The 23,180-nt window shown below is 44.8% G+C and carries 21 protein-coding genes; 9 read left to right on the top strand and 12 right to left on the bottom strand.

Annotated elements, in window-relative coordinates:
- The first annotated feature begins 4 nt into the window (after positions 1-4).
- Positions 5-385, top strand: coding sequence for a Co2+/Mg2+ efflux protein ApaG (gene apaG, locus OC193_RS01945; protein ID WP_048662743.1), 381 nt, complete (start codon positions 5-7; stop codon positions 383-385).
- Between the two features lie 29 nt (positions 386-414).
- Positions 415-1,218: a symmetrical bis(5'-nucleosyl)-tetraphosphatase gene (locus OC193_RS01940; protein ID WP_048657978.1), complete on the top strand. Its 804-nt coding sequence runs from the start codon at positions 415-417 to the stop codon at positions 1,216-1,218.
- Between the two features lie 56 nt (positions 1,219-1,274).
- On the opposite strand, the gene folA is transcribed toward OC193_RS01940, so the two are convergent.
- The 6 genes from folA to rplU all read right to left on the bottom strand — a co-directional run bounded on the left by folA (position 1,275) and on the right by rplU (position 5,389).
- On the bottom strand, positions 1,275-1,754 hold the full coding sequence (folA, locus tag OC193_RS01935) for a type 3 dihydrofolate reductase (protein ID WP_048662742.1): 480 nt from the start codon (positions 1,752-1,754) through the stop codon (positions 1,275-1,277).
- A 39-nt stretch (positions 1,755-1,793) separates the two neighbouring features.
- The gene (locus OC193_RS01930) at positions 1,794-2,267 is read right to left on the bottom strand and encodes a threonine/serine exporter family protein (RefSeq protein ID WP_048662741.1); all 474 of its coding nucleotides are present in this window, start codon (positions 2,265-2,267) and stop codon (positions 1,794-1,796) included.
- Positions 2,267-3,034 (bottom strand): threonine/serine exporter family protein, encoded by a 768-nt coding sequence (locus tag OC193_RS01925; protein ID WP_048657975.1) that lies wholly within the window; start codon positions 3,032-3,034, stop codon positions 2,267-2,269. The genes OC193_RS01930 and OC193_RS01925 overlap by 1 nt, the downstream gene beginning before the upstream one ends.
- Positions 3,035-3,363: 329 nt before the next feature.
- Positions 3,364-4,536: an Obg family GTPase CgtA gene (gene cgtA / locus OC193_RS01920; protein WP_017061377.1), complete on the bottom strand. Its 1,173-nt coding sequence runs from the start codon at positions 4,534-4,536 to the stop codon at positions 3,364-3,366.
- Positions 4,537-4,800: 264 nt separating this feature from the next.
- Entirely contained in the window at positions 4,801-5,058 is a 258-nt protein-coding gene (gene rpmA, locus OC193_RS01915; protein WP_004735905.1) for a 50S ribosomal protein L27, read from the bottom strand.
- Between the two features lie 19 nt (positions 5,059-5,077).
- Positions 5,078-5,389 carry a 50S ribosomal protein L21 gene (rplU, locus tag OC193_RS01910; RefSeq protein ID WP_004740823.1) on the bottom strand — a complete coding sequence of 104 codons (312 nt, stop codon included), beginning with the start codon at positions 5,387-5,389 and terminating at the stop codon, positions 5,078-5,080.
- Positions 5,390-5,657: 268 nt separating this feature from the next.
- Between rplU and ispB the strand changes: the two genes are divergently transcribed.
- The gene (gene ispB, locus OC193_RS01905; RefSeq protein ID WP_048657974.1) at positions 5,658-6,629 is read left to right on the top strand and encodes an octaprenyl diphosphate synthase; all 972 of its coding nucleotides are present in this window, start codon (positions 5,658-5,660) and stop codon (positions 6,627-6,629) included.
- Positions 6,630-6,729: 100 nt separating this feature from the next.
- On the opposite strand, the gene OC193_RS01900 is transcribed toward ispB, so the two are convergent.
- Positions 6,730-6,924 carry a hypothetical protein gene (locus OC193_RS01900; RefSeq protein WP_048662740.1) on the bottom strand — a complete coding sequence of 65 codons (195 nt, stop codon included), beginning with the start codon at positions 6,922-6,924 and terminating at the stop codon, positions 6,730-6,732.
- A gap of 125 nt (positions 6,925-7,049) precedes the next feature.
- The gene (gene mdh, locus OC193_RS01895) at positions 7,050-7,985 is read right to left on the bottom strand and encodes a malate dehydrogenase (protein ID WP_009847834.1); all 936 of its coding nucleotides are present in this window, start codon (positions 7,983-7,985) and stop codon (positions 7,050-7,052) included.
- Between the two features lie 332 nt (positions 7,986-8,317).
- On the opposite strand from mdh, the gene argR reads away from it, so the two are divergent.
- From argR to OC193_RS01875, 4 genes are all read left to right on the top strand, one after another.
- Positions 8,318-8,788 carry a transcriptional regulator ArgR gene (gene argR / locus OC193_RS01890; RefSeq protein ID WP_004740827.1) on the top strand — a complete coding sequence of 157 codons (471 nt, stop codon included), beginning with the start codon at positions 8,318-8,320 and terminating at the stop codon, positions 8,786-8,788.
- Positions 8,789-9,130: 342 nt separating this feature from the next.
- A complete protein-coding gene (locus OC193_RS01885; protein ID WP_017061374.1) occupies positions 9,131-10,099 on the top strand; it encodes a TAXI family TRAP transporter solute-binding subunit in 969 nt (322 codons plus the stop codon).
- Positions 10,100-10,354: 255 nt separating this feature from the next.
- The gene (locus tag OC193_RS01880) at positions 10,355-12,934 is read left to right on the top strand and encodes a TRAP transporter permease (protein WP_048657972.1); all 2,580 of its coding nucleotides are present in this window, start codon (positions 10,355-10,357) and stop codon (positions 12,932-12,934) included.
- 107 nt (positions 12,935-13,041) lie between these two features.
- On the top strand, positions 13,042-13,479 hold the full coding sequence (locus OC193_RS01875) for a universal stress protein (RefSeq protein ID WP_010434405.1): 438 nt from the start codon (positions 13,042-13,044) through the stop codon (positions 13,477-13,479).
- Between the two features lie 104 nt (positions 13,480-13,583).
- Here the strand turns inward: OC193_RS01875 and OC193_RS01870 are convergent, their stop codons facing one another.
- Both OC193_RS01870 and OC193_RS01865 read right to left on the bottom strand, forming a co-directional pair.
- Positions 13,584-14,546 (bottom strand): D-2-hydroxyacid dehydrogenase, encoded by a 963-nt coding sequence (locus tag OC193_RS01870; RefSeq protein ID WP_048662739.1) that lies wholly within the window; start codon positions 14,544-14,546, stop codon positions 13,584-13,586.
- A 34-nt stretch (positions 14,547-14,580) separates the two neighbouring features.
- Positions 14,581-15,315, bottom strand: a complete 735-nt coding sequence (locus tag OC193_RS01865) for a pseudouridine synthase (protein WP_048662738.1) — start codon at positions 15,313-15,315, stop codon at positions 14,581-14,583.
- Between the two features lie 158 nt (positions 15,316-15,473).
- On the opposite strand from OC193_RS01865, the gene OC193_RS01860 reads away from it, so the two are divergent.
- Positions 15,474-16,751, top strand: coding sequence for an NRAMP family divalent metal transporter (locus OC193_RS01860; RefSeq protein ID WP_048662737.1), 1,278 nt, complete (start codon positions 15,474-15,476; stop codon positions 16,749-16,751).
- Between the two features lie 110 nt (positions 16,752-16,861).
- Here OC193_RS01860 and rapA read toward each other — a convergent pair whose 3' ends face one another.
- Entirely contained in the window at positions 16,862-19,771 is a 2,910-nt protein-coding gene (rapA, locus tag OC193_RS01855; RefSeq protein WP_048662736.1) for an RNA polymerase-associated protein RapA, read from the bottom strand.
- Between the two features lie 466 nt (positions 19,772-20,237).
- Between rapA and OC193_RS01850 the strand changes: the two genes are divergently transcribed.
- Entirely contained in the window at positions 20,238-21,617 is a 1,380-nt protein-coding gene (locus OC193_RS01850) for a PhoH family protein (protein ID WP_048662735.1), read from the top strand.
- Between the two features lie 106 nt (positions 21,618-21,723).
- On the opposite strand, the gene tldD is transcribed toward OC193_RS01850, so the two are convergent.
- Entirely contained in the window at positions 21,724-23,169 is a 1,446-nt protein-coding gene (gene tldD / locus OC193_RS01845; RefSeq protein WP_048662734.1) for a metalloprotease TldD, read from the bottom strand.
- Positions 23,170-23,180: the final 11 nt, after the last annotated feature.

Raw genomic sequence — 23,180 nt, 5'->3', positions numbered from 1 at the left:
GAATATGGATATATCTACGCCTTGTATCAAATGCCAGGTTCACTCTAAGTACATAGAAGAACAATCTGAGCCAACGAAGAATCGTTACGTCTTCGCCTACATTATTACCATCAAAAATCTAAGTAAAACAACGGTGCAGCTTATGTCTCGCCGCTGGTTAATTACCGACTCTAACGGCAAGCAACTCACCATTGAGGGTGATGGTGTGGTTGGGCAACAACCCATGATTGAAGCCAACGACGAATACACCTACACAAGTGGCACTGTCATCGAAACCCCTGTTGGCGTTATGCAAGGTCACTATGTGATGACCGATAACAAGGGCATTGATTTTATTACTGAAGTTGACCCATTCAGACTCGCAATCCCTAATATTCTTAATTAGCCGTACATCCGTATCTACAGGAAATTATTGTGTCGAATTATATTGTCGGAGACATCCAAGGGTGCTTCGACGAACTTCAATTACTGCTTGAAGCTATTAACTTTGATAAACACCAAGATACCTTATGGGTAGCTGGAGACCTAGTTGCTCGAGGCCCAAAATCATTGGAAACTCTACGCTTTATTCGTAGCCTTGGTGACGCAGCTAAGGTTGTATTAGGCAACCACGACTTGCACCTTCTGGCGGTATCCTTAGGGCTATTTCCAGCGAAACCAAAAGATAAGACTCAAGCGATTCTTGATGCTGAAGATCGTGAACGACTACTCGAATGGTTAAGGCAACAACCTTTGCTTCAAGAACACCCGGAATTCGTGATGTGCCATGCAGGTATCTCGCCGCAATGGAGCATAGAAACAGCACGTATCGAAAATCAAGAGGTTGTATCCTTGCTGAAGTCGGACAGATGGCAATGGCTTATCGAAAACATGTACAGCAACACGCCTGATTTATGGCATCAGGATTTACATGATATTGAGCGCTATCGCTATGCAATCAATAGCCTTACAAGAATGCGCTTCTGTTTTGAAGACGGTCGACTCGACATGGCATGTAAGCTACCACCCAATGAAATTACCGATGAACCATTAGTACCGTGGTTTGACCTTCCACAACGCATAAAGCTCGATAAAACCGTTGTTTTTGGACACTGGGCTGCACTTGAAGGCTATAACGGAAAAGACGTGATTGGACTTGATACTGGCTGCGTTTGGGGAGGAGACTTAACCGCACTTCGCTGGGAAGACAAACAGTTTTTTACTCAAAAAGCGTTGTAGATATACGAAACACTTGCGCTACTCGTGCAGCAGCGCAAGTGTTTTTAAATTAGGACTTAACGCTCTAGAATCACAAACTCCATGTTGTGTTTGTTTTTCTCGTCAGCTTGATAGCTCTCGTTAAAGCTCTGCTTCCAACCTTCACCCCAGTCTGGAAATTGTGTATCTCCATCGACATCAAAATCGATATAAGTCAGATACAACTTGTCTGCTTTAGGTAGGCAAGTTTCATAGATTGAACCACCACCGATAATCATCACTTCATCGACATCGTTGACCAGCTCTAGTGCTTCATCAATCGAAGTAACAGTCGTCACCCCTTCAATTTCCAAGCTCGCATCACGGCTAATCACAACGTTTAATCGACCAGGTAAAGGACGCCCGATCGAATCATAGGTTTTACGCCCCATGACTACAGGCTTCCCCATAGTCGAGCGTTTAAACCATGCAAAATCCGCAGGCAAGTGCCAAGGCATCTGGTTGTCTTTACCTATTACACGGTTATTGGCCATTGCTGCAATCATACTGATGATCATAAATCGAAAGTCCTGTCCTTAACTGAAAGAGATTTGATGCTAGACGATAGGTCTGCGTCGGTAGAATAACAGCCCTGGTACAGCTAAGCCAACCGCCAGTCCAGCGATAATGAACATTGATTTCAAAAAGTTCTCCATCAACATTGCCAGTAACTCAGGCGTATAGCCTGCCCTGTTAATCTCTACCATAGCAATCATTGCCTTGAAGGCAAATACGCCTGGGACCATAGGAATCAAGGCAGCAATCGTAAATACCTTAGGATGCGCTAACAGTTTATGTGACCAATGAACCCCTATCATGCCAACCACCGTCGCGGCAAAGAACGTTGCCCATTCGATTGGAATACCAAAGTGCATCATCAGATAACGGCTACCATGGCCGATAGAGCCGCCAAGTGCACAATAAATTAAAGCGCGTTGCGGGACGTTAAACACCAATGCGAATCCAACCGCAGGAATCGCGGCGAAAAACATATCATTGAGCAAACCTAAAAACAGTTCGAAAATACTCATTAGCTCGCCCATCCCCAAACATCAGATAAACTCATCGCTGCCACAATACCCAAGCTCGTCGCCAAAGTTAATAAGCTGGCCATGGTAAAGCGCGCTAACCCCATATTAATATGGCCTTTAAGCATATCAGCGACAGAGTTAATCAGAGGGAAGCCGGGTACTAACATCAATACCGATGAAGCCATCACGATCGTGGGCTGTCCGCCAATATTGTAAAGTACGGCTTGAGCAGAGATGGTAGTGGTAACGAATGCGGTGATCGCAAAATTTAATAAAGGATTGAAATGACGATGGCCAATTTCTTGTCTGACGATCATGCCACAGGCTGAAGCAATAAAAGTCATCATGAATACCTGCCAATCTCCGCCCGCAAGACGGCTAAAAGAGGCACATGATAATCCTATCATCACAACCACTAGCCAACGGTTGTAGCGCTCGGGGCTGATGTTTTGAATCTTTTTATACGCCAAATCATAATCAAGAATTCCCTTCTCCATCATGATGCAAATGCGTTGAATGTCAGTGATAACCTGCATGTTAATGCCACGATCAGCACAACTTCGAGTGGTGGTAATACAGTGATCATCCATCACAGTAGTAACAACAAGCGCATTGGCTGACAGTGCGACTTCAACCTCATTCACCCCACAAGCAATGCCGATACGGCGCATGATATCGCCGACCAGTGTGCTCTCGGCTCCGTGAGCCAATAACATTTGTCCCGATTGAGCGACAAGTCTTGAGATCGCTCTTTGCTTTGATGCCATGATTTCCTTCCCATAGGCGTTATACCAATCACAGTAAGTAAGTGTTCAGAAATAGCGCAGGAAAAAAGCTTGAGAACAAGGCAGAGATTTTCGATAAGTAGTTATTCTACAATCAAAATCTCTAACGCAGTTATCGAGCGTTTTAACAAGCTAGGGTGACCAGTTATTTACTACGATTGGTATTAATTATCTAGAAATAAAGTCTGCATTAAAATTCGACAGTACATAATGATTTAGATACAAAAAAACCGCAATTTTCATTGCGGTTTAATAAAACTATCAGTGTACTTGGAAAAAGCGACCGATGATTTATGAGAAGTTAAGAGGGATTAGTCACGAACATAGATAACATGACCGTCATCTTCTTCGTCATCCCAATCATCCCAATCGTCGTCATCTTCAGTAACGACATTCTTACCGCTCATTGCATCTTTATGGTAGTCATCCCACATAAAGTCTACTTTCTCTTCTTCTTCAACTTCTACAACTTCACGAGGTAGGTTTTCCATAAACTCACCTAGTTTGAAGCAAAGATCTTTGGTGCCGATTTTATTCACTGCAGAGATCTTGAAGTACTCGCCTTCCCAGCCCAAAGCATCGATGATTTCTTGAATCTTTTCGTCTGCTTCGTCTTCTGGCATTAGGTCAACTTTGTTGAACACTAACCAACGAGGTTTTTGTGAAACTTTTTCACTGTATTGCTCAAGCTCATCAATGATCGTCAGTGCATTCTGAATAGGATCAGATTGATCGATCGGCATAATATCGATCATATGCAGAAGAACACGACAGCGCTCAAGGTGCTTAAGGAAACGAATACCAAGGCCTGCGCCATCAGCTGCACCTTCGATTAGACCAGGGATATCGGCAACAACGAAGCTCTTTTCAGGAACAACACTCACTACACCCAAGCTTGGGATCAAGGTAGTGAACGGGTAATCAGCCACTTTTGGTTTCGCAGCAGATACTGAACGAATAAAAGTAGATTTACCTGCGTTTGGTAAGCCAAGCATACCAACGTCAGCTAATAGAAGAAGCTCTAAACGCAGTTCGCGAACTTCGCCTTTAGTACCCATTGTCTTTTGACGAGGAGCGCGGTTAACAGACGATTTAAAACGCGTGTTACCAAGACCGTGCCAACCACCTTTACCAACCATCACTTTCTTGCCGTGTTCAGCAACTTCAGCAACGATTTCGTTGGTGTGGATATCAACTGCACGAGTACCTACAGGCACTTTCAGTGTAATGTCTTTACCACGTTTACCAGTACAGTTACCACCGCGACCGTTCTCACCACGCTCTGCGTTGTAAAAACGTTGGAAACGATAATCGATCAGTGTGTTTAAGTTCTCATCCGCTTGGATGTAAACATCACCACCATCACCGCCGTCGCCGCCATCAGGGCCACCTTTAGCGACGAATTTTTCGCGCCAAAAGCTAACTGTACCATTACCGCCATCACCGGCTTCTATTTTTACTACCGCTTCATCAACGAATTTCATTTTTTAACTCCGCACTTACGTTGCGTTACCACTCATCAAGGAGTGATATAAATTCTAGCAGATCCGTGTTTAGATCGATCACCTAAGATCTAGGCCGACCTGCAACCAAGGAACAAAGAAGGAGAGGTTCTTTGCTAAGCTTATTAAAGCTAAGGCAAGAGCATCTGCTTTTTTATTCTCGCTATAAATAAAAAACCCTGCCGAATCGGCAGGGCTTTTGAATTCAGCTTGAAAGCTAATAAGATAATCTAATTAAAGATTAAATTACTCAGCTTCGATGCTTACAAACTTACGGTTTTTAGGACCTTTAACAGCAAATTTCACTTTACCTTCAGTAAGAGCGAAAAGAGTGTGGTCTTTACCGATGCCAACGTTTGTGCCAGCGTGGAATTTAGTACCACGTTGACGAACGATGATGTTACCTGCAAGAACAGATTCACCACCAAAACGCTTAACACCAAGACGTTTGCTTTCTGAATCGCGGCCGTTATTAGTAGAACCGCCAGCTTTTTTATGTGCCATTGTTAAACTCTCCTAATACTTAAGCGTTAATGCCAGTGATTTTCACTTCAGTGAACCACTGACGGTGACCAGCTTGCTTACGCGAGTGCTTACGACGACGGAACTTAACGATTTTTACTTTATCGCCACGACCGTGTTGTACTACTTCTGCAGTAACCTTGCCACCTTCAACAAGAGGTGCACCAACAGCGATTTCTTCGCCGTTAGCAACAAGAAGAACTTTATCAAATTCTACAGTTGCACCAGTTTCAACGTCTAATTTCTCTAAACGAAGTGTTTGACCTTCGCTTACTCGGTGTTGTTTGCCACCAGATTGGAAAACAGCGTACATATTTTACTCCGCTTTTTCCGCACAGCCTATGGTTGTTAATTGTACAACTCGGGTGTGCGCTAAACTAATCAATAGGGCGCAGATTCTACGGGAATCATGGCGCTATGACAAGCCATATTTTTAAAAAATTGGCGAAAACCTGTTCGCCAAAGAAAAGTGCGGCAATCATGCCCTTTAGCGATGTATTAATCAACGTTTTTTAGTGTATTATTCAACAATTAAATACAACGTATAAGCCTTACAGGGTCTAACTTCAGCCGGATGAACAATGGATTTTAAAGCTATCCAAACGCTTACTGCCAATGATATGGCAAAAGTGAATGAAACAATTCAAGCCCAACTTAATTCTGACGTAAGTTTAATCAACCAGCTTGGTTTTTATATCGTTAGCGGTGGTGGCAAACGCCTACGCCCTTTGCTTGCTCTTTTATCTGCTCGCGCACTTGGTTACCAAGGTGAAGCTCATATCACCTCTGCAGCCTTTATCGAGTTTATTCACACAGCAACCCTACTTCATGATGATGTCGTCGACGAATCGGACATGAGACGCGGTAAAGCGACAGCCAACGCAGCTTTTGGTAATGCTGCTAGCGTTTTGGTGGGTGACTTTATTTATACTCGCTCATTCCAAATGATGACAACGCTAGGATCCTTAAAGATCCTTGAGCTAATGAGTGAAGCAGTAAACGTGATTGCCGAGGGTGAAGTTCAACAATTAATGAACTGCAACAACCCAGACACCACTGAAGAAAGCTACATGCAAGTGATCTACTCTAAGACCGCTCGCCTGTTTGAAGCCGCAACACAAATCGGTGCCATCCTTAGCGAATCATCACCAGAAATCGAAACGGCAATGCAAAACTACGGTAAATACCTAGGCACCGCATTCCAACTGATTGACGATGTGATGGACTACACTGCTGATGGTAAAGAGATGGGCAAGAACGTTGGTGACGACCTTGCTGAAGGCAAACCAACGCTGCCTTTACTATATGCAATGCACAATGGTTCTCCTGAACAAGCAAGCATGATTCGTGAAGCAATTGAGAAAGCGAACGGCATGGAACGTCTCGACGACATTATGGCGGTGATGAAAGACACAGGCTCATTAGAGTACACGACTAATAAAGCCTATGAAGAAGCCGACAAAGCGATTGCTGAGCTTTCTGTACTGCCTGACTCTGAATATAAGCAAGCACTAACCACACTTGCACACTTGGCTGTTAAACGCAGCAAGTAACTTTGTAGACTGTCTTCTATATAGCGACATTACATAGATAATAAAAAAGAGCCTCAGGGCTCTTTTTTTGATCCTCACGAAAATCTTTTCAAATCCACTGTCAATAACGACTCGACTCTAACGACAACGGAAGTTGAGCTTCGACTTCTTTTATCTCTTCCAGCGGCACTGCGTACTGCTCGTGGCTATTGTATGACTCAACCAGCGCAAATTGCTCTTGCTCATCTATAACGAGGATCTTTCCCAATCTACCTAAATGGAAATGGACGTTCATTCCTTTTTGAATACGACTCATAACTGCTGCCCCACTTTCATCTCTAAAACACTATTTACGAACGAGGCAAATCCAAGGATCAAAAAAGCCGATCATAATGACCGGCATTTATTAGCAATTTTAAATTGAGTTAAATGCTGTATCGCTTACTTAGCGAACTCAACACCAATCTCAATATCGCCATTTAGTGTTTCAAGCATGCTGTCTAAAGCGTTACGCTCGAAGTCGCTCAGTTCACCGTAGCTAAGGATCGCTTCTGCGCCCTCTTTACCTAGCTTAACTGGCTGAGCGAAGAATGGTGCGTGTTCGCCTTCACCTTCAACGTATGCACATTCAATCACGTTCTCTTCACCTTGAAGCGCTTTCACTAGAGCAAGACCGAAACGACAAGCCGCTTGACCCATAGACAGTGTCGCACTGCCGCCGCCAGCTTTAGCTTCTACTACTTCAGTACCTGCATTTTGGATGCGAGTCGTTAGCGCTGCAATTTCTTCATCAGTGAACTCTACGCCTTCAACTTGAGAAAGCAGAGGAAGGATCGTTACGCCTGAGTGACCGCCGATAACAGGAACACGAATGTCGCCTGGATCTTTGTCTTTTAGTTCAGCAACGAACGTTTCAGAACGAATCACATCAAGAGTAGTAATACCGAATAGGCGACGCTTGTCGTAAACACCTGCTTTCTTGAGTACTTCAGCCGCGATTGGCACTGTTGTGTTTACTGGGTTAGTGATGATACCAACACAAGCAGTAGGACAAGTAACTGCGATTTTCTCTGCAAGAGACTTAACAATGCCAGCGTTCACATTGAAAAGATCCGCACGATCCATACCAGGCTTACGAGCAACACCCGCTGAAATAAGTACAACATCCGCACCTTCTAGTGCTGGTGTTGGATCTTCACCCGCGTAACCTTTGATCGAAACAGGCGTTGGGATATGGCTAAGATCGGCAGCAACACCCGGTGTTACCGGAGCGATGTCGTAAAGTGCAAGATCTGAACCAGCAGGTAGGCGGTTCTTAAGTAGTAGGGCTAGGGCTTGACCGATGCCACCAGCGGCACCAATAACAGCTACTTTCATTGTTATTCTCCTTGAGAGCTTTCTCTTATAGATTCTTTGTAGGGTAATTCTTGAGCTAAATCTAAGTTAAAAAACTATATTAATCACAAAGTGATTACAATCAATTAACGCTAGCTTTGCGACTTCGCGCAAGTCAATAAAACCGTGCTACACAGCAAGTTCGCATTATGGCGATAATCGACTGAAATAACAAAATAAGTCGTCGCAAATAACACATTATTCTATTAAATATTTACAGTGATATGACTAACAAATTACAGGGATGTTTTGGCTAAAATTGAATATGTATGCGAGAATATGCAAACATCTTTGTTAATGAATAAGAATGACATATGCGCAATACAGAAAAGCAAGACAACTTAGTTCGTGCATTTAAAGCCTTACTAAAAGAAGAACGTTTTGGCTCACAAGGCGAAATTGTAGATGCACTAAAACACGAAGGTTTTGAAAGCATCAACCAGTCTAAAGTCTCGCGTATGTTAACCAAGTTTGGTGCCGTTCGAACTCGTAACGCAAAAATGGAGATGGTTTACTGTCTTCCTGCTGAACTGGGTGTTCCGACAGTTTCTAGCTCTTTACGAGAATTAGTACTAGATATTGACCACAACAATGCATTAGTTGTGATACACACTGGCCCTGGTGCAGCTCAGCTTATCGCTCGCTTATTAGACTCACTAGGTAAGTCGGAAGGCATACTGGGTGTAGTCGCGGGTGATGACACTATCTTTATTACTCCAACGTTATCGGTTACCACTAAGCAACTGTTTGATTCTGTGTGCGAACTGTTTGAATACGCAGGATAATTGATCACTGTTTCATAACTATCAGCCTTACTAATGGATCACGAACATCTATTCGCTTCGTGATCCAAATCACATCCTAGAATATCCATACACCCTTCCCGAAATTACACTAAATCATTGATTTTAAAAAACTCAGTAGCAAATTAAACACGAGATCTAGACATCATTTGTTAGATTTTTTAGCTATATCTTTTAACATTCGAGTAATTTTCTGCCAATTTTTGATATTATTCAGCCACTTTTTCATCACATGGATTGAAAAAGGTGCCGTTTCCAAATAGGAAACTCCAGAAACGACTACACTTGTTTCAGGGTTAATAATGAATAAAGGAAGGGAAATTCATGGCATTTACCAAACTTATTAAAGTTGGTGCTATTGCAGCTGCTGTAATGGGCGCTGGCGCTGTTAACGCTCAAGAGTTCATCACAATTGGTACTGGTTCAGTGACGGGTGTTTACTACCCGACTGGTGGTGCAATTTGTAAACTAGTGAACAAGGGCCGCAAAGACCACAACATTCGTTGTTCTGTAGAGTCTACTGGTGGTTCAATCTACAACGTTAACACCATCCGTGCTGGTGAACTAGATTTCGGTGTTGTTCAATCGGACTGGCAATACCACGGCTACAACGGTACAAGTAAGTTCAAAGATCAGGGCGAATACAAGAAACTTCGCGCTATGTTCTCTCTACATACAGAACCGTTCAACATCATCGCTCGTACCGATGCTGGCATTAACAATGTTTCTGACCTAGCTGGTAAGCGCGTAAACATTGGTAATCCAGGCTCTGGTGACCGTGCAACGATGGGTGTTGTAATGGACGCAATGGGTTGGACGAACGACAGCTTCAAGCTTGCTTCTGAACTTAAAGGTTCTGAGCGTTCACAAGCACTTTGTGATAACAAGATTGATGCATTTATCTACATGGTTGGTCACCCGAACGGATCAATCAAAGAAGCAACAACGTCTTGTGATGCAAAACTGGTTTCAGCAACGGGTCCACAGATCGACAAGATCGTAGCTGAAAACCCATACTACGCTTACAGCACAGTTCCTGCTGGCATGTACCGTGGTACTGACGCTGACGTAAACAGCTTCGGTGTTGCAGCAACAATGGTAACAACTTCAGACGTTTCTGAAGAAGTTGCATACAACGTTGCTAAGGCAGTATTTGAAAACTTTGACACTTTCAAACGCCTACATCCAGCATTTGCTAACCTGAAAAAAGAAGACATGGTTAAAGCGGGTATCTCTATCCCTCTTCACCCAGGCGCAGCAAAATACTACAAAGAAGTGGGCCTTCTAAAGTAATTCTACTTTAAGCCTACTACACCAATAAGGAGGCTAGCCCTCCTTATTGGCTTTTCACGTTTTATAAAAATAACTTAAGTGAAAAGAGCAACCCTTTAAGTTTCTCCAATTTGGAGGACTTACCTTCGTATCAAGCCTAAGACAAAGACGAACAAAGAACGCATTTCCCTATCCATTCACTACACTAGATAGGAAATAAATAACGTTTGGTTGTTCGTAAGAAAAGGCAGACCATCAATAATAAGGATAAAGTACATGACGCAGACAACATCACCGTCTCCAGATGTGCAAGAAATGGTGGCACAATCAGATACTGGTGCGCGTAGCCCTCGTGGTATCCAAGGCCGTATTTTATGGTTTGTGCCTCTATGTTGGTCACTGTTCCAACTTTGGTATGCATCTCCGCTGCCGTTCATTTTTAACTTCGCAATTTTAAACGACACTGAAGCTCGAGCAATTCACCTTACGTTTGCTATTTTCCTAGCCTTTACCGCTTATCCAGCTATGAAGAACTCGCCTCGGGATCGCATTCCTGCAGTCGACTGGATATTGGCGCTAGTAGGTAGTTTTTCAGCTTCTTATATCTATATTTTCTACACTGAACTTGCCGGTCGTTCGGGCGCACCAACAACATTCGATATTGTTGCTGCTGTATTCGGCATGGTTTTACTGCTTGAAGCAACACGACGCGCTTTAGGTCCACCTCTTATGGTTGTGGCGGCAGTATTCCTACTTTACACCTTTGGCGGTCCACACATGCCAGACGTTATCGCCCATAAAGGTGCAAGCCTGAACAAGGCAATGTCGCACCTGTGGCTAACAACGGAAGGTGTATTCGGTGTTGCTCTTGGCGTATCAACGTCATTCGTATTCTTGTTTGTACTGTTTGGTGCAATGCTAGAACGTGCTGGTGCTGGTGCCTACTTCATCAAGGTTGCATTCTCTCTGCTTGGTCACATGAAAGGCGGCCCAGCAAAAGCAGCCGTTGTAGCCTCTGGGTTATCTGGTCTGGTATCAGGTTCATCTATTGCAAACGTGGTAACCACAGGTACCTTTACTATCCCGCTAATGAAGCGTGTTGGTTTCCCGGGCACAAAAGCAGGTGCGGTAGAAGTTGCGGCTTCAACCAATGGCCAACTAACGCCACCTATCATGGGTGCTGCGGCATTCTTGATGGTTGAGTATGTGGGCATCTCGTATGTGGAAGTTATCAAGGCGGCGCTACTGCCAGCTCTGATCTCTTACATAGCTCTGATTTACATCGTTCACCTAGAAGCATGTAAAGCTGGCATGACCGGCTTACCTCGTCGTCACACACCAACTATCGTACAAAGCCTACTCTCTTTCACTGGCACCATATTAGGTCTATGTGTTATTAGTGCCGCGGTTTACTACGGTGTGGGTTGGACGAAAGATGTATTTGGCGATGCTGCAACACCGATCGTAACTGTGGCGCTATTGATCGCTTATGTTGCTCTGGTTCGCGTATCAGCAAAATACGCAGCTGAAGGCGGCATGGAAATCGATGCAGACCTGAAAGAAGTTCCAGATCCAGGTCCAACAATTAAATCTGGTTTGCACTTCCTACTGCCGATCGTAGTGCTAGTTTGGTGTCTAACCGTTGAACGTTTCTCGCCAGGTCTATCTGCATTCTGGGCAACCGTATTCATGATCTTCATTTTGATCACTCAGCGTCCTTTGATGACTCTGATGAACAAATCAGACGATCTTGCAGAGCAAACTAAAGCTGGTTTCGTTGACCTAGCTGAGAGCTTGGTTTCAGGCGCGCGTAACATGATCGGTATCGGTGTAGCGACAGCTGCTGCTGGTACGGTTGTAGGCGTGGTGACTCTGACGGGTATCGGCCTTGTAATGACGGATTTCGTTGAGTTTATCTCAGGCGGTAGCATCATCCTTATGCTGCTATTTACTGCGGTAATCAGCTTGATCCTAGGTATGGGCTTACCAACCACAGCAAACTACATCGTTGTATCCACGCTGATGGCGCCGGTAATCGTGACCCTAGGCGCTGCGCATGGTCTTATCATCCCACTGATTGCGGTGCACTTATTCGTGTTCTACTTCGGTATTCTTGCGGATGACACACCTCCGGTAGGTCTGGCAGCATTTGCCGCAGCAGCTATTGCGAAATCAGACCCGATTCGTACAGGTATTCAAGGTTTTACCTACGATATCCGGACCGCAATCTTACCATTCATGTTCATCTTCAATACCCAACTACTGTTGATGGGCATTGATTCTTGGTGGCACTTAGCGCTAACGATTTTCTCTTCGGTTACTGCGGTACTTATCTTTGCAGCAGCAACTCAAGGTTGGTGGTTCACTAAGAACAAGTGGTGGGAAACCATACTGCTTATCGTTCTGACTTTCTCTTTCTTCCGCCCAGGTTTCTGGTGGGACATGATTTATCCAGAGAAAGTTCTTTCGCCAGGAGTTGAGATCGCTCAAATCACAGAAAATTTATCTGTGGGACAATCACTTGAATTGAGAGTAGGTGGCGAAAACTTAGAAGGTAACTATTCTGAGAAGACAGTCCGCCTTCCATTTGAAGATTCTGCGACAACAAGTGAAGACCGCATTGCTTCAATGGGCCTAATGCTGACACAAGCTGACAACAAGATGATTGTTGATATGGTTGAGTTTGGTAGCCCTGCAGAAGCCGCTGGCATTGACTTTGATTGGGAAATTAAATCCGTTATCCAAGATGCAGATCGACCAATGAAAGAGTGGGTATTCTTACCTGCCCTACTGATTTTGATTGGTTTAGCGATGAACCAAAGAAGGCGTGCTCGTAAGGATGAGATTAGCGCGTAATGGATAGAGCCAAGTAGCGCTCTACTCTATTTGGCTTTTTTACTACATGGAAAAGATAATTACAGCGTTTGGTATGTGCTAAGCGCTGCTCAAAAAGAGACGAATACATGTATAGACAAATCCTTGTTCCCGTTGATCTTAACGACAAAGGCTTTTCTGATAAAGCAGTCGAGCTAGCGGTATGGCACGCGAAACACAGCAATGCTGAAATCCACATTCTGAACGTACTACCGGGCATTCACATGTCGATGGTGGCGTCTTACTTCCCGAAAGATGCGGCGAACCAAATGAAGCTTGATGTTAAAAATCAGCTGAAAGAGTTTGCCGACAAACACATCGACGATGAAGTGGTGTATAAGGTTCACGTAGCTGAAGGTAAAACTTACACGACGATTCTTGATTACGCAGAAAAGCTTGGCGCCGACCTTATTGTGATGCCTAGCCATAAGCGTTCGAAAATCGACAAAGTGGTTCTTGGTTCTGTTGCAAGCAAAGTGGTACAGAACTCACCAATCAATGTATTGGTAGTTAAGCCGCAAGGCTAAATCACTTAATCGACATAACGATCTAAAAAGGTTGGCCCAAAAGCCAACCTTTTTTGTTTTGAATTCTACTCGCTTAATACCAATCGTAGTAAAGATCTCAAGAATCAACGCACTAAGTTTTGCGGATTACCTGCGACAAAGCCATCTATGTTGTCCATTAAGATATCCGACAGCTTTTGAATTGAGCTATCACTGCCCCATGCAACGTGAGGCGTTAGCAGTAAATTAGGTAATTGACTGTTAGCCAATAGTGGATTCGAGTTGTCTGCTGGCTCTTGTGTGAATACATCCATTCCAGCACCTGCAATCTCACTACTTTTCAAAGCTTCAACCAAGGCTTGTTCATCGACAAGTCCACCACGGCCAGCATTAATTAACACCGCACTTGGTTTCATCATTGCTAGCTCTCGCTCTGAAATCAGGTCTCGGGTCGCATCAGTCAATGGACAATGCAAACTAATCGCATCCGCTTGCTTTAAAACAGTTTCAAAAGGCAGATACCCTTCTCGACAAGAGTATGCCCCTTTGCGCTCAGCAAAGATGACGTTCATACCAATCGCTTTAGCTAATATCGCGGTGGCTTGCCCTAAACTTCCACTGCCCATTAAACCTAATGTGCTGCCCGCTACATCTTGAATCGGATGAGTAAAGAAACAGAACTGCTTACCCTTCTGCCACTCCCCGGCTTCAATATCTTGGTGATAACCGACGAGGTTTCTCTTTAACGTAAACAACATTGCAATCACATGCTCAGGAACCGATTGAGTCGCGTAACCCTGTACGTTAGCCACCGCGATATTGTTGCTCTTGCAGTATTCCACATCGACATTGTTGACACCTGTCGCAGAAACCGCGATCAACTTGAGTTGTTGCGCTTGAGCTAAATTATCAGCGTTGAGCACAACCTTATTAGTGATAACAACATCTGCTCCCGCAACGCGCTCAGCAACGAGCTCTGGAGCAGTAAAATCAAACTCAATCCATTCATGTTCAAAGCTAAGCGGTTTTAAATTGATTTGAGATGGGATGGTAGCCCGGTCAAGAAAGACCACTTTCAACTTCGGCATTGTACGTCCTTGAATTGGTATTGATGACACCATTCTAAGCTTTTAGCTTTCTGTAGTCTGGAAGCTCTGGCGCAATTTCAAAGTGCTGTTCAATTTGTGGTGACGCTTGAGGGTAAAATTCACAAGGAACAAAGGCTTTGAACAGTTGGTTGTTCTCCGGATGATAGAAGCTCAGTTCACACGCATGTAAAGCTAATCTATCGCTATACTCAAAAGCTTCAGGCGTTGCATAAAACTCATCGCCAACAATAGGCGTCCCTATTTCCATACAATGCACACGCAACTGATGAGAGCGACCGGTAATCGGCAGTAACTTCAACAAGGTGGTTTGAGCCTCTTCTTGCTCCACCACATAACGAGTCTGTGATGGCTTGCCGTCATCAAAACACACTTTCTGCCTAGGGCGATTCGGCCAATCACAGATGAGTGGCAGATCAATGAGCCCTTCTTTTTCTTCTACTGCCCCCCACACTCGTGCGTAATAGAGCTTATGTGTCAGTCGATATTGGAACTGCTTCTTCAAATGCCGCTCAGCTTGTTTGTGTTTAGCCAACAGCATCAAGCCCGATGTCGACATATCCAAACGATGCACTACCTGAATATCAGCAAACTCTTCAACCAACCGACTCCACATACTGTCGTAATGCTCTGGTAACCTTCCCGGCACTGAAAGTAGGCCTGCTGGCTTGTTCACCACTAGAATATCGTCATCTTGATAGACAATGTCGACCCACGGTTCACGTGGTGGTGTGTACTGTTCTAACGCCATTGAAACCTCTTAATTACTGGTGAATAAATAACTTACGGTTGATTTGTTTATTATTAAATACAATTCCCAACATTTTCGTACATAAAAGTTGACGACTTTACAAAACATGGTATTGATAGGGTAACGGAAAATAAGAAGTCAGCATCAAAGGAAAAATGATGGAAAGTACGGTTAAAACAACCACAGACAAAACACTAACCTCTGCTCCCCTATCAAGTTTAATCAAGTCTCTTGGCCCTGGCATCATGATGGCTGCTGCGGCAGTAGGTGGCTCACATTTAGTTGCCTCGACCAAAGCTGGTGCGATTTATGGCTGGCAACTCGCCGCTCTTATTATTCTGGTTAACGTATTTAAATACCCATTCTTTAGAGCCGGTATCCAATATACATTGGGAACAGGTCAAAGCTTGGTTGAGGGCTACTCTAACCTAGGTCGCCCATACCTTGTGATCTTTTCAATATTGAGCGCCATTTCCGCCGTCGTGAACACGGCTGCTTTGTTGCTATTCAGTGCAAGCTTACTTAGCTACTTTGTTCCTTTCGAATTAGCCACCAGCACATTGTGCATGATCGTTTTAGCAACATGCTTGATCATTCTATTTGCAGGCCACTATCGTGCTCTTGATACCTTATCTAAGGCGATCATGGCGATCCTGACCATCACAACCTTAGCTGCCGTTGCGATTGCTATCGGCTCTCCCGTTGAACCTGATGCGGCTTTTGTTCCGCCATCTCCTTGGTCGTTGGCCGCTATCGGCTTTATCGTCGTGACCATGGGTTGGATGCCAGCACCTATAGAAATTTCTAGCATCACATCAATGTGGCTTAAAAGCCAAAAAGAGAAACAAGAAGTCACAGCTCAATCAGCCCTGTTCGATTTTAACGTCGGCTACATTGGTACGGCACTGCTTGCTTTAGTATTCGTCGCGTTAGGTGCGCTGGTACTTCACGGTTCAGGTGTTGAACTGTCTCGCTCTGGCGTTGGTTTTACTCACCAGTTAGTCGGTATTTATGCTTCTACGATTGGTGAATGGTCTCGTCCACTGATCGCCATCGTCGCTTTCTTCTGTATCTTTGGCAGCACCATTACCGTTATCGATGGCTACTCACGCGTACTTGCTGAATCACAACGTCTGTTATTCAAAAAAGAGTCGAGCCCACGCATGCTGCAAGGCTGGATAATCATTGTCTCTATCGCGGCATTGGCGATTGTGATGTTCTTCAGTGCTGCGCTGATGCCAATGTTGGATTTTGCAATGGTACTTGCGTTTGCAACGACACCGTTCTTCGCTCTGCTTAACTTCATTTTGGTAAACAAAGCCAAGCTTCCTGAAGCTCTAGCGATTGGCACCAAACTAAAATGGTTGTCTGTAGCAGGTCTTGTTTACCTATTTGGTTTCCTAGCGGTATTTGTTTGGTGGAAGTGGTTGATGTAATTCCTCAGCCAATACAGCTTTCAACAACCAATACATCTTTCAAACGCTAGATAACAATAAGGCCTTCGTAATGAAGGCCTTATTTCGTTGAAGCATTCCGCTAATTCAAACTAGTTGTGAGAAACCACAATCAAGCGTAATGAATCTAGCTGAACCTGAGCTTTGCTGATGTAGCCTGTCAGTTCATTGATTTGAGCTTCGATTACCTCTAGCTCTTCATCACGAATGTTAGGGTTCACCGCTTTAAGCGCTTGTAGACGCTCTAGCTCACCATTCAAGTTAGTTTGCATATCTTTCTGAGCTTGTTGACGAACTTCTTCAACCTTAGGCAGTACATGCGTCTCACCCGCTTCGATTAGCTTGTGAATCTCGCCTTGTACCGAGTTCACTAGCTTGCTCGCTAAGTGACGGTTTACAGGGCTTAGCTGACGGTTAAAGCTATCAAACTCAACCTGAGCAGATAGATCGTTGCCGCGGCCATCCATCATCAAACGAATTGGTGTCTTAGGCAGGAACTGACTGATACCGCTGCGTTTCGGTGCTTGCGCATCCACAAGGTAAACCAACTCAAGCAGGATAGTACCCACTGGCAGCGCTTTGTTTTTCAACAATGATACCGCTGATGCACCCACACCTTCACTCAGTAGCAGATCAATACCGCCTTGAATCATTGGGTGCTCCCAGCTAATGAAGTTCATGTCTTCACGAGAAAGGGCTGTATCACGATCGAATGTGATGGTTGCGCCTTCGTATGGTAGACCTGGGTAGCTTGGTACCATCATGTGCTCAGATGGTGTCACGACTAGCGCATTTTCACCTTTGTCGTCTTGGTTCAAACCAATCGTGTCGAACAAGCTCAGTGCAAACGTTACTAGGTTAGTATCGCCATCAGTTGATGCAATCTTCTCTGCGATTTCGTGTGCTTTGTCGCCGCCGTTTGAGTGCATCTCTAATAGGCGATCGCGACCTTTTTCTAGATCCGCTTTTAGGCTTTGATTTAGCTTGGCAGACTCTTCAATCACTTCATCAAGCTGCTCTGTATTACCAGAAGCCAGCATTTCGATAAGAACATCTGAGTACTTGTCGTAAACTGTGCGACCAGTTGGACATGTCTCTGCAAATGCATTTAGACCCTCATCAAACCAACGTGCAAGGATCGCTTGTGATGTACCTTTTAAATAAGGAACATGGATGTCGATATCACGCAGCTGACCGATACGGTCCAAACGACCAATACGTTGTTCAAGCAAGTCTGGGTTGAACGGAAGATCGAACATTACTAGCTGGTTAGCAAACTGGAAGTTACGACCTTCAGAGCCGATTTCACTACAGATCAGAACCTGAGCACCGCCCTCTTCTTGAGCAAAGTAAGCCGCCGCTTTATCACGTTCAAGGATCGACATGCCTTCATGGAATACGGTTGCACGCACACCTTCACGCTCACGCAGTGCTTGCTCTAATTGAAGCGCCGTACTTGCACGTGATGCGATCACTAGGATCTTTTCACTACGCTTATCTTGGATTTTTTCAATCAACCAGTTAACACGTGAATCGAACTGCCACCAGCTTGAGTCTTCACCTTCAAACTCTTGGAAGATCTCTTCTGGGTACAGCATCTTCATAGCACGAGCTTCGGGAGCCATCTTGCCACCGATCATGCCAGATACACGCATTGAGGTTGTGTACTGCGTTGGAATCTCCATCGGCAGTAGGTTTACATTACGCTTAGGGAAGCCTTTGATTGCAGCTCGCGTGTTTCTAAATAGAACACGGCCAGTACCATGGCGGTCCATAAGGTTATCAATTAATTCTTGGCGAGCTAACGCTTGCTCTTCTTCGCTACTATCACCTTCGATAACACGGAACAGCGGCTCTACATCTTGCTCAGAAAGCAGTTCAGTAATCTGATTCTTCGCACTGTTTTCAAGCTTCACACCAGAGAACAATGCAGTAACAGCATCAGCAACCGGTGCGTATTGGTCTTCTTCTTCAACGAATGCTTCGTAATCGTAGAAGCGGTCAGGATCAAGCAGACGCAGACGTGCAAAGTGACTCTCACGACCTAGTTGTTCAGGCGTTGCTGTTAGTAGTAGCACACCAGACGTATTTTCCGCTAAGCCTTCAACCACCTGGTATTCGCGGCTTGGTTTGTCTTGGCTCCACTCAAGGTGATGCGCTTCATCGACAACCAGCAAGTCCCACTCGCCTTCAAGTGCTTGCTCGTAGCGCTTACGGCTCTTACGTAGGAAATCCAAAGAACACAGAACGTACTGCTGGGTATCAAATGGGTTGTCCGATTCAGCAAACGCTTCAATACAACGCTCTTCATCGAAGATAGAGAAGTGCAGATTGAAACGGCGCATCATCTCTACTAACCATTGGTGCTGTAGAGTTTCAGGAACCACAATCAGAATTCGTTCAGCACGGCCAGACAACACCTGTTGGTGGATGATCATGCCCGCTTCGATGGTTTTACCTAGGCCAACTTCATCAGCCAGTAAAACGCGCGGAGCGTGACGACGGCCCACTTCATGAGCGATGTATAGCTGGTGAGGGATCAAGCCAGCACGCATACCACACAAGCCACGCATAGGGCTCTTGTGTTGTTGGTACTGGTTACTCAACGCGCGGTAACGCAACACGAAGTTATCCATACGGTCGATTTGACCTGCGTACAGTTTATCTTGTGGCTTGTTAAAGCGGATCTGGTTACTTAAGAAGATTTCACGCAGAGTGACATCTGTTTCTTGGGTATCTTCGCGAGTACCTAAGTAGGTTAGCAGTCCTTTGTCTTCGATAACTTCTTCGACAGACAGAGACCAACCTTCTTGGCATTCGATGACATCGCCTACATTAAACGTTACTCGGGTTACGGGAGCATCAGTACGTGCATAAACACGGTTTTCTTCTGACGCTGCAAACATTAGTGTCACTGTGCGAGCATCCATTGCTACAACGGTACCTAAACCTAAATCGCTCTCCGTATCGCTTATCCAGCGTTGCCCCAAAGCAAATGTCATGAATCGACTACCTCAATCTTATAGTTGGAATTTGGTCTTTTTAACTGCAGTTTCAAACAAGAACGTTCTCGCTCCTGAACTAAAAATATAGCCAAAAATGCCTAGTTTGCAGCCACTTTTTAAGTGCGCTCTAGATAATAAATATCTCAAGAAAATGGTGCAGAAAAAGGTCGCTAATCTTACTCGATGCTGTGATTTAGGTCACGCCTAAAGGAGATGATTTCGTGCTTTTTTTCTGTTTTCGCCAGTGCAATCAAACTGTCAAAAAATCATGGTTAATCTATAGGTGGCAGATTGCTGCTCTCAAACGAATACGCCATATTCATCTACAACGATATGGTGGTATTCCTCTAGATGAAGTTTAGGTGAGTAGTTGACTATCACCAGAATCAGATACTAATCTTTATATGAGCTTTATCTACGTTCAATGAATGCAAGGCAAGCCGCACGTCGGCAAGGAGATGCTATGGGCGAGACCAACCGGAAGCTATTTGTTTTAGACACCAATATCCTACTTCACGAACCCTTCGCTATATTTTCTTTCCAAGAGCACGATGTCGTTATCCCCATGACAGTGCTAGAAGAACTAGACAGAATCAAAGACAGTAAGAGAGACGTTGCCCGAGATGCGAGAATTGCGATACGAACTCTCGAAGATCTATTCAGGGAAGCTACACCAGACCAAATATCGGAAGGTATCCCTTTCACCAAAGACATTAAAGCCTCAGGCAGTATTTCAATACTCGCCGATTACGAACTTCAAGAAAGCATCAAAGCCTTTGCCGACGACAAGGCAGGCGATAACCGAATCCTCAACGCTGTACTCTACCTTCAAAACAAACGCGCGCCACGCGAAGTGGTTCTCATCACCAAAGACATCAACATGCGCTTACGAGCCAAAGGCGCTGGTGTTCGCTTTGTTGAAGACTATCAAACAGACCAACTGATTGATGATATTCAATATCTCACCAAAGGCTTTCAACAGCTCGAAGGATCATTTTGGGATGGTATCGACAATGTCGAGAGCAGAAGTTTAGGTGGAAAGACACTGCACACCTTAGCTAGAGCGCCTTTTGAGCCGACCTTCCTCAACCAATATGTGATTGATGAAGAGAGCGACTTTGCAGCAAGAGTTGAAGAGATTGATACCGAAACCATCACACTCAGGGACTTAAGCCGTGAACGCTTAATGAACCGAAGAGCTTGGGACATCACGCCAAAAAACATTTACCAAGGAATGGCGATTGATGCCCTGCTCGACCCTGATATTGATCTGATGATCCTAACTGGTGCAGCAGGGAGTGGTAAAACGCTGTTAGCCATGGCCGCTGCGCTTGAACAAACTATTGAACGTAAACAGTTCGATAAGATCATCGTAACCCGAAACACGCCCGACATTGGTGAGTCGATTGGTTTCCTCCCGGGGACCGAAGAAGAGAAGATGTTACCTTGGTTGGCCGCGGTGACCGATACACTCGAAGCACTGCACAAGAATGACCACTGTACTGAAGGGTCAATGAAATACATCTGTGACAAAGCTAATATCCAGTTCAAATCCATTAACTTCATGCGTGGCCGTTCAATACAGAATGCGTTTGTGCTTCTCGATGAGTGCCAGAACCTCACCGCATCACAAATCAAAACCATCATCACACGTTGTGGTGAAGGCACTAAAATCGTCTGCTCAGGCAACCTAGCCCAGATAGACTCTTCTTACTTAACCCCTGTGACTTCAGGCTTAACCTATATGGTTGAGCGTTTTAAAAACTTCGAAGGCAGTGCCAATATCCACCTCAATGGTGTGGTACGTAGCCGACTGGCTGAATTTGCTGAAGAGAACATGTAGCAACTTTATACGCTCACCGAATCAGTAATCTAAAAACAAAAAGCGCCTCACATGGAGGCGCTTTTCAATTTGATTTTTCAAGTAAGTTGACAGAGATTCGTCTGAATTACTCAGTGCCACCAACGGTTAGCGAGTCTAGTTTCAATGTTGGCTGACCAACACCTACTGGCACGCTTTGACCAGCCTTACCACACACACCCACACCACGGTCGATGCTTAGATCGTTACCGACCATAGACACTTGCTGCATCGCTTCAATACCAGAACCGATCAACGTTGCACCCTTCACTGGGTGAGTGATCTTACCGTTTTCAATCATGTAAGCTTCAGAAGCCGAGAATACAAACTTACCAGAAGTAATATCAACCTGACCGCCGCCGAAGTTTGGTGCGTAGATACCTTTCTCAACTGTCGCAATGATCTCTTCAGGTGTGTGTTCACCCGGTAGCATGTAGGTGTTAGTCATACGTGGCATTGGAAGATGCGCGTAAGACTCACGACGACCGTTACCTGTAGGAGCAACACCCATTAAACGAGCGTTCAACTTATCTTGCATGTAACCTTTTAAGATGCCGTTTTCGATTAAAGTATTGTACTGACCGTTAACACCTTCATCATCGACGTTCAATGAACCACGAAGATCAGTCAATGTACCGTCATCGACAATCGTACATAGGCTTGAAGTGACTTGCTCGCCAACTTTACCCGAGAATACTGATGACTCTTTACGGTTGAAGTCGCCTTCTAAACCGTGGCCTACCGCTTCATGCAGTAGAACACCCGGCCAACCAGAACCAAGAACCACAGGCATTGCCCCAGCAGGCGCAGCAACCGCTTCAAGGTTAACAAGAGCTTGGCGAATCGCTTCATCAGCAAATTGGTAAGCAACTTGAGTGCCTTTGTCATCGCTTAGGAAGAAGTCGTAACCAAAACGACCACCACCACCAGCGCTACCACGCTCACGGCGATCGCCTTTCTGAGCAAGAACACTGATTGATAGACGAACCAGCGGGCGAATATCGCCAGCGTAAGTACCATCTGTCGCAGCAACCAGCATCTGCTCATGCACACCGCTTAGGCTTACCGATACTTCAGTCACCATCGGCTCTTTAGTGCGAATGTAAGCGTCTAATGATTTTAGTAATTCTGTTTTCTGCTGTTTTTCCCAGCTTGCTAACGGGTTAACTGCATCATAGTAAGCTTGGTTAGCGTTGCGCTTGAATGCTTGTACCTTTCCATTTTGACCTTGCTTCGCGATACCACGAGCTGCAATTGCGCTCTGTTTAAGACCATCCAATTGGATTTGGTCAGAGTAAGCAAAACCGGTCTTTTCGCCAGATACCGCACGAACACCAACACCGCAATCGATATTGAAAGAGCCGTCTTTAATAATGCTATCTTCTAGCACCAAAGATTCGTGCCAGCTAGACTGAAAGTAGATATCAGCATAATCAATTTGGCGGGTAGCAATGCTCGCCAATGTATCTGCGATATTTTGCTCCGTAAGCCCTGTTGGGTTCAGTAGCGCTTCTTCAATTTGATTAATGCTCATAGATGGCTCTT

Source organism: Vibrio crassostreae (assembly GCF_024347415.1).
GTDB classification, from domain to species: domain Bacteria; phylum Pseudomonadota; class Gammaproteobacteria; order Enterobacterales; family Vibrionaceae; genus Vibrio; species Vibrio crassostreae.
Note: the sequence above shows the minus strand (reverse complement) of the source record. Positions and strands in the feature narration are given on the sequence as shown.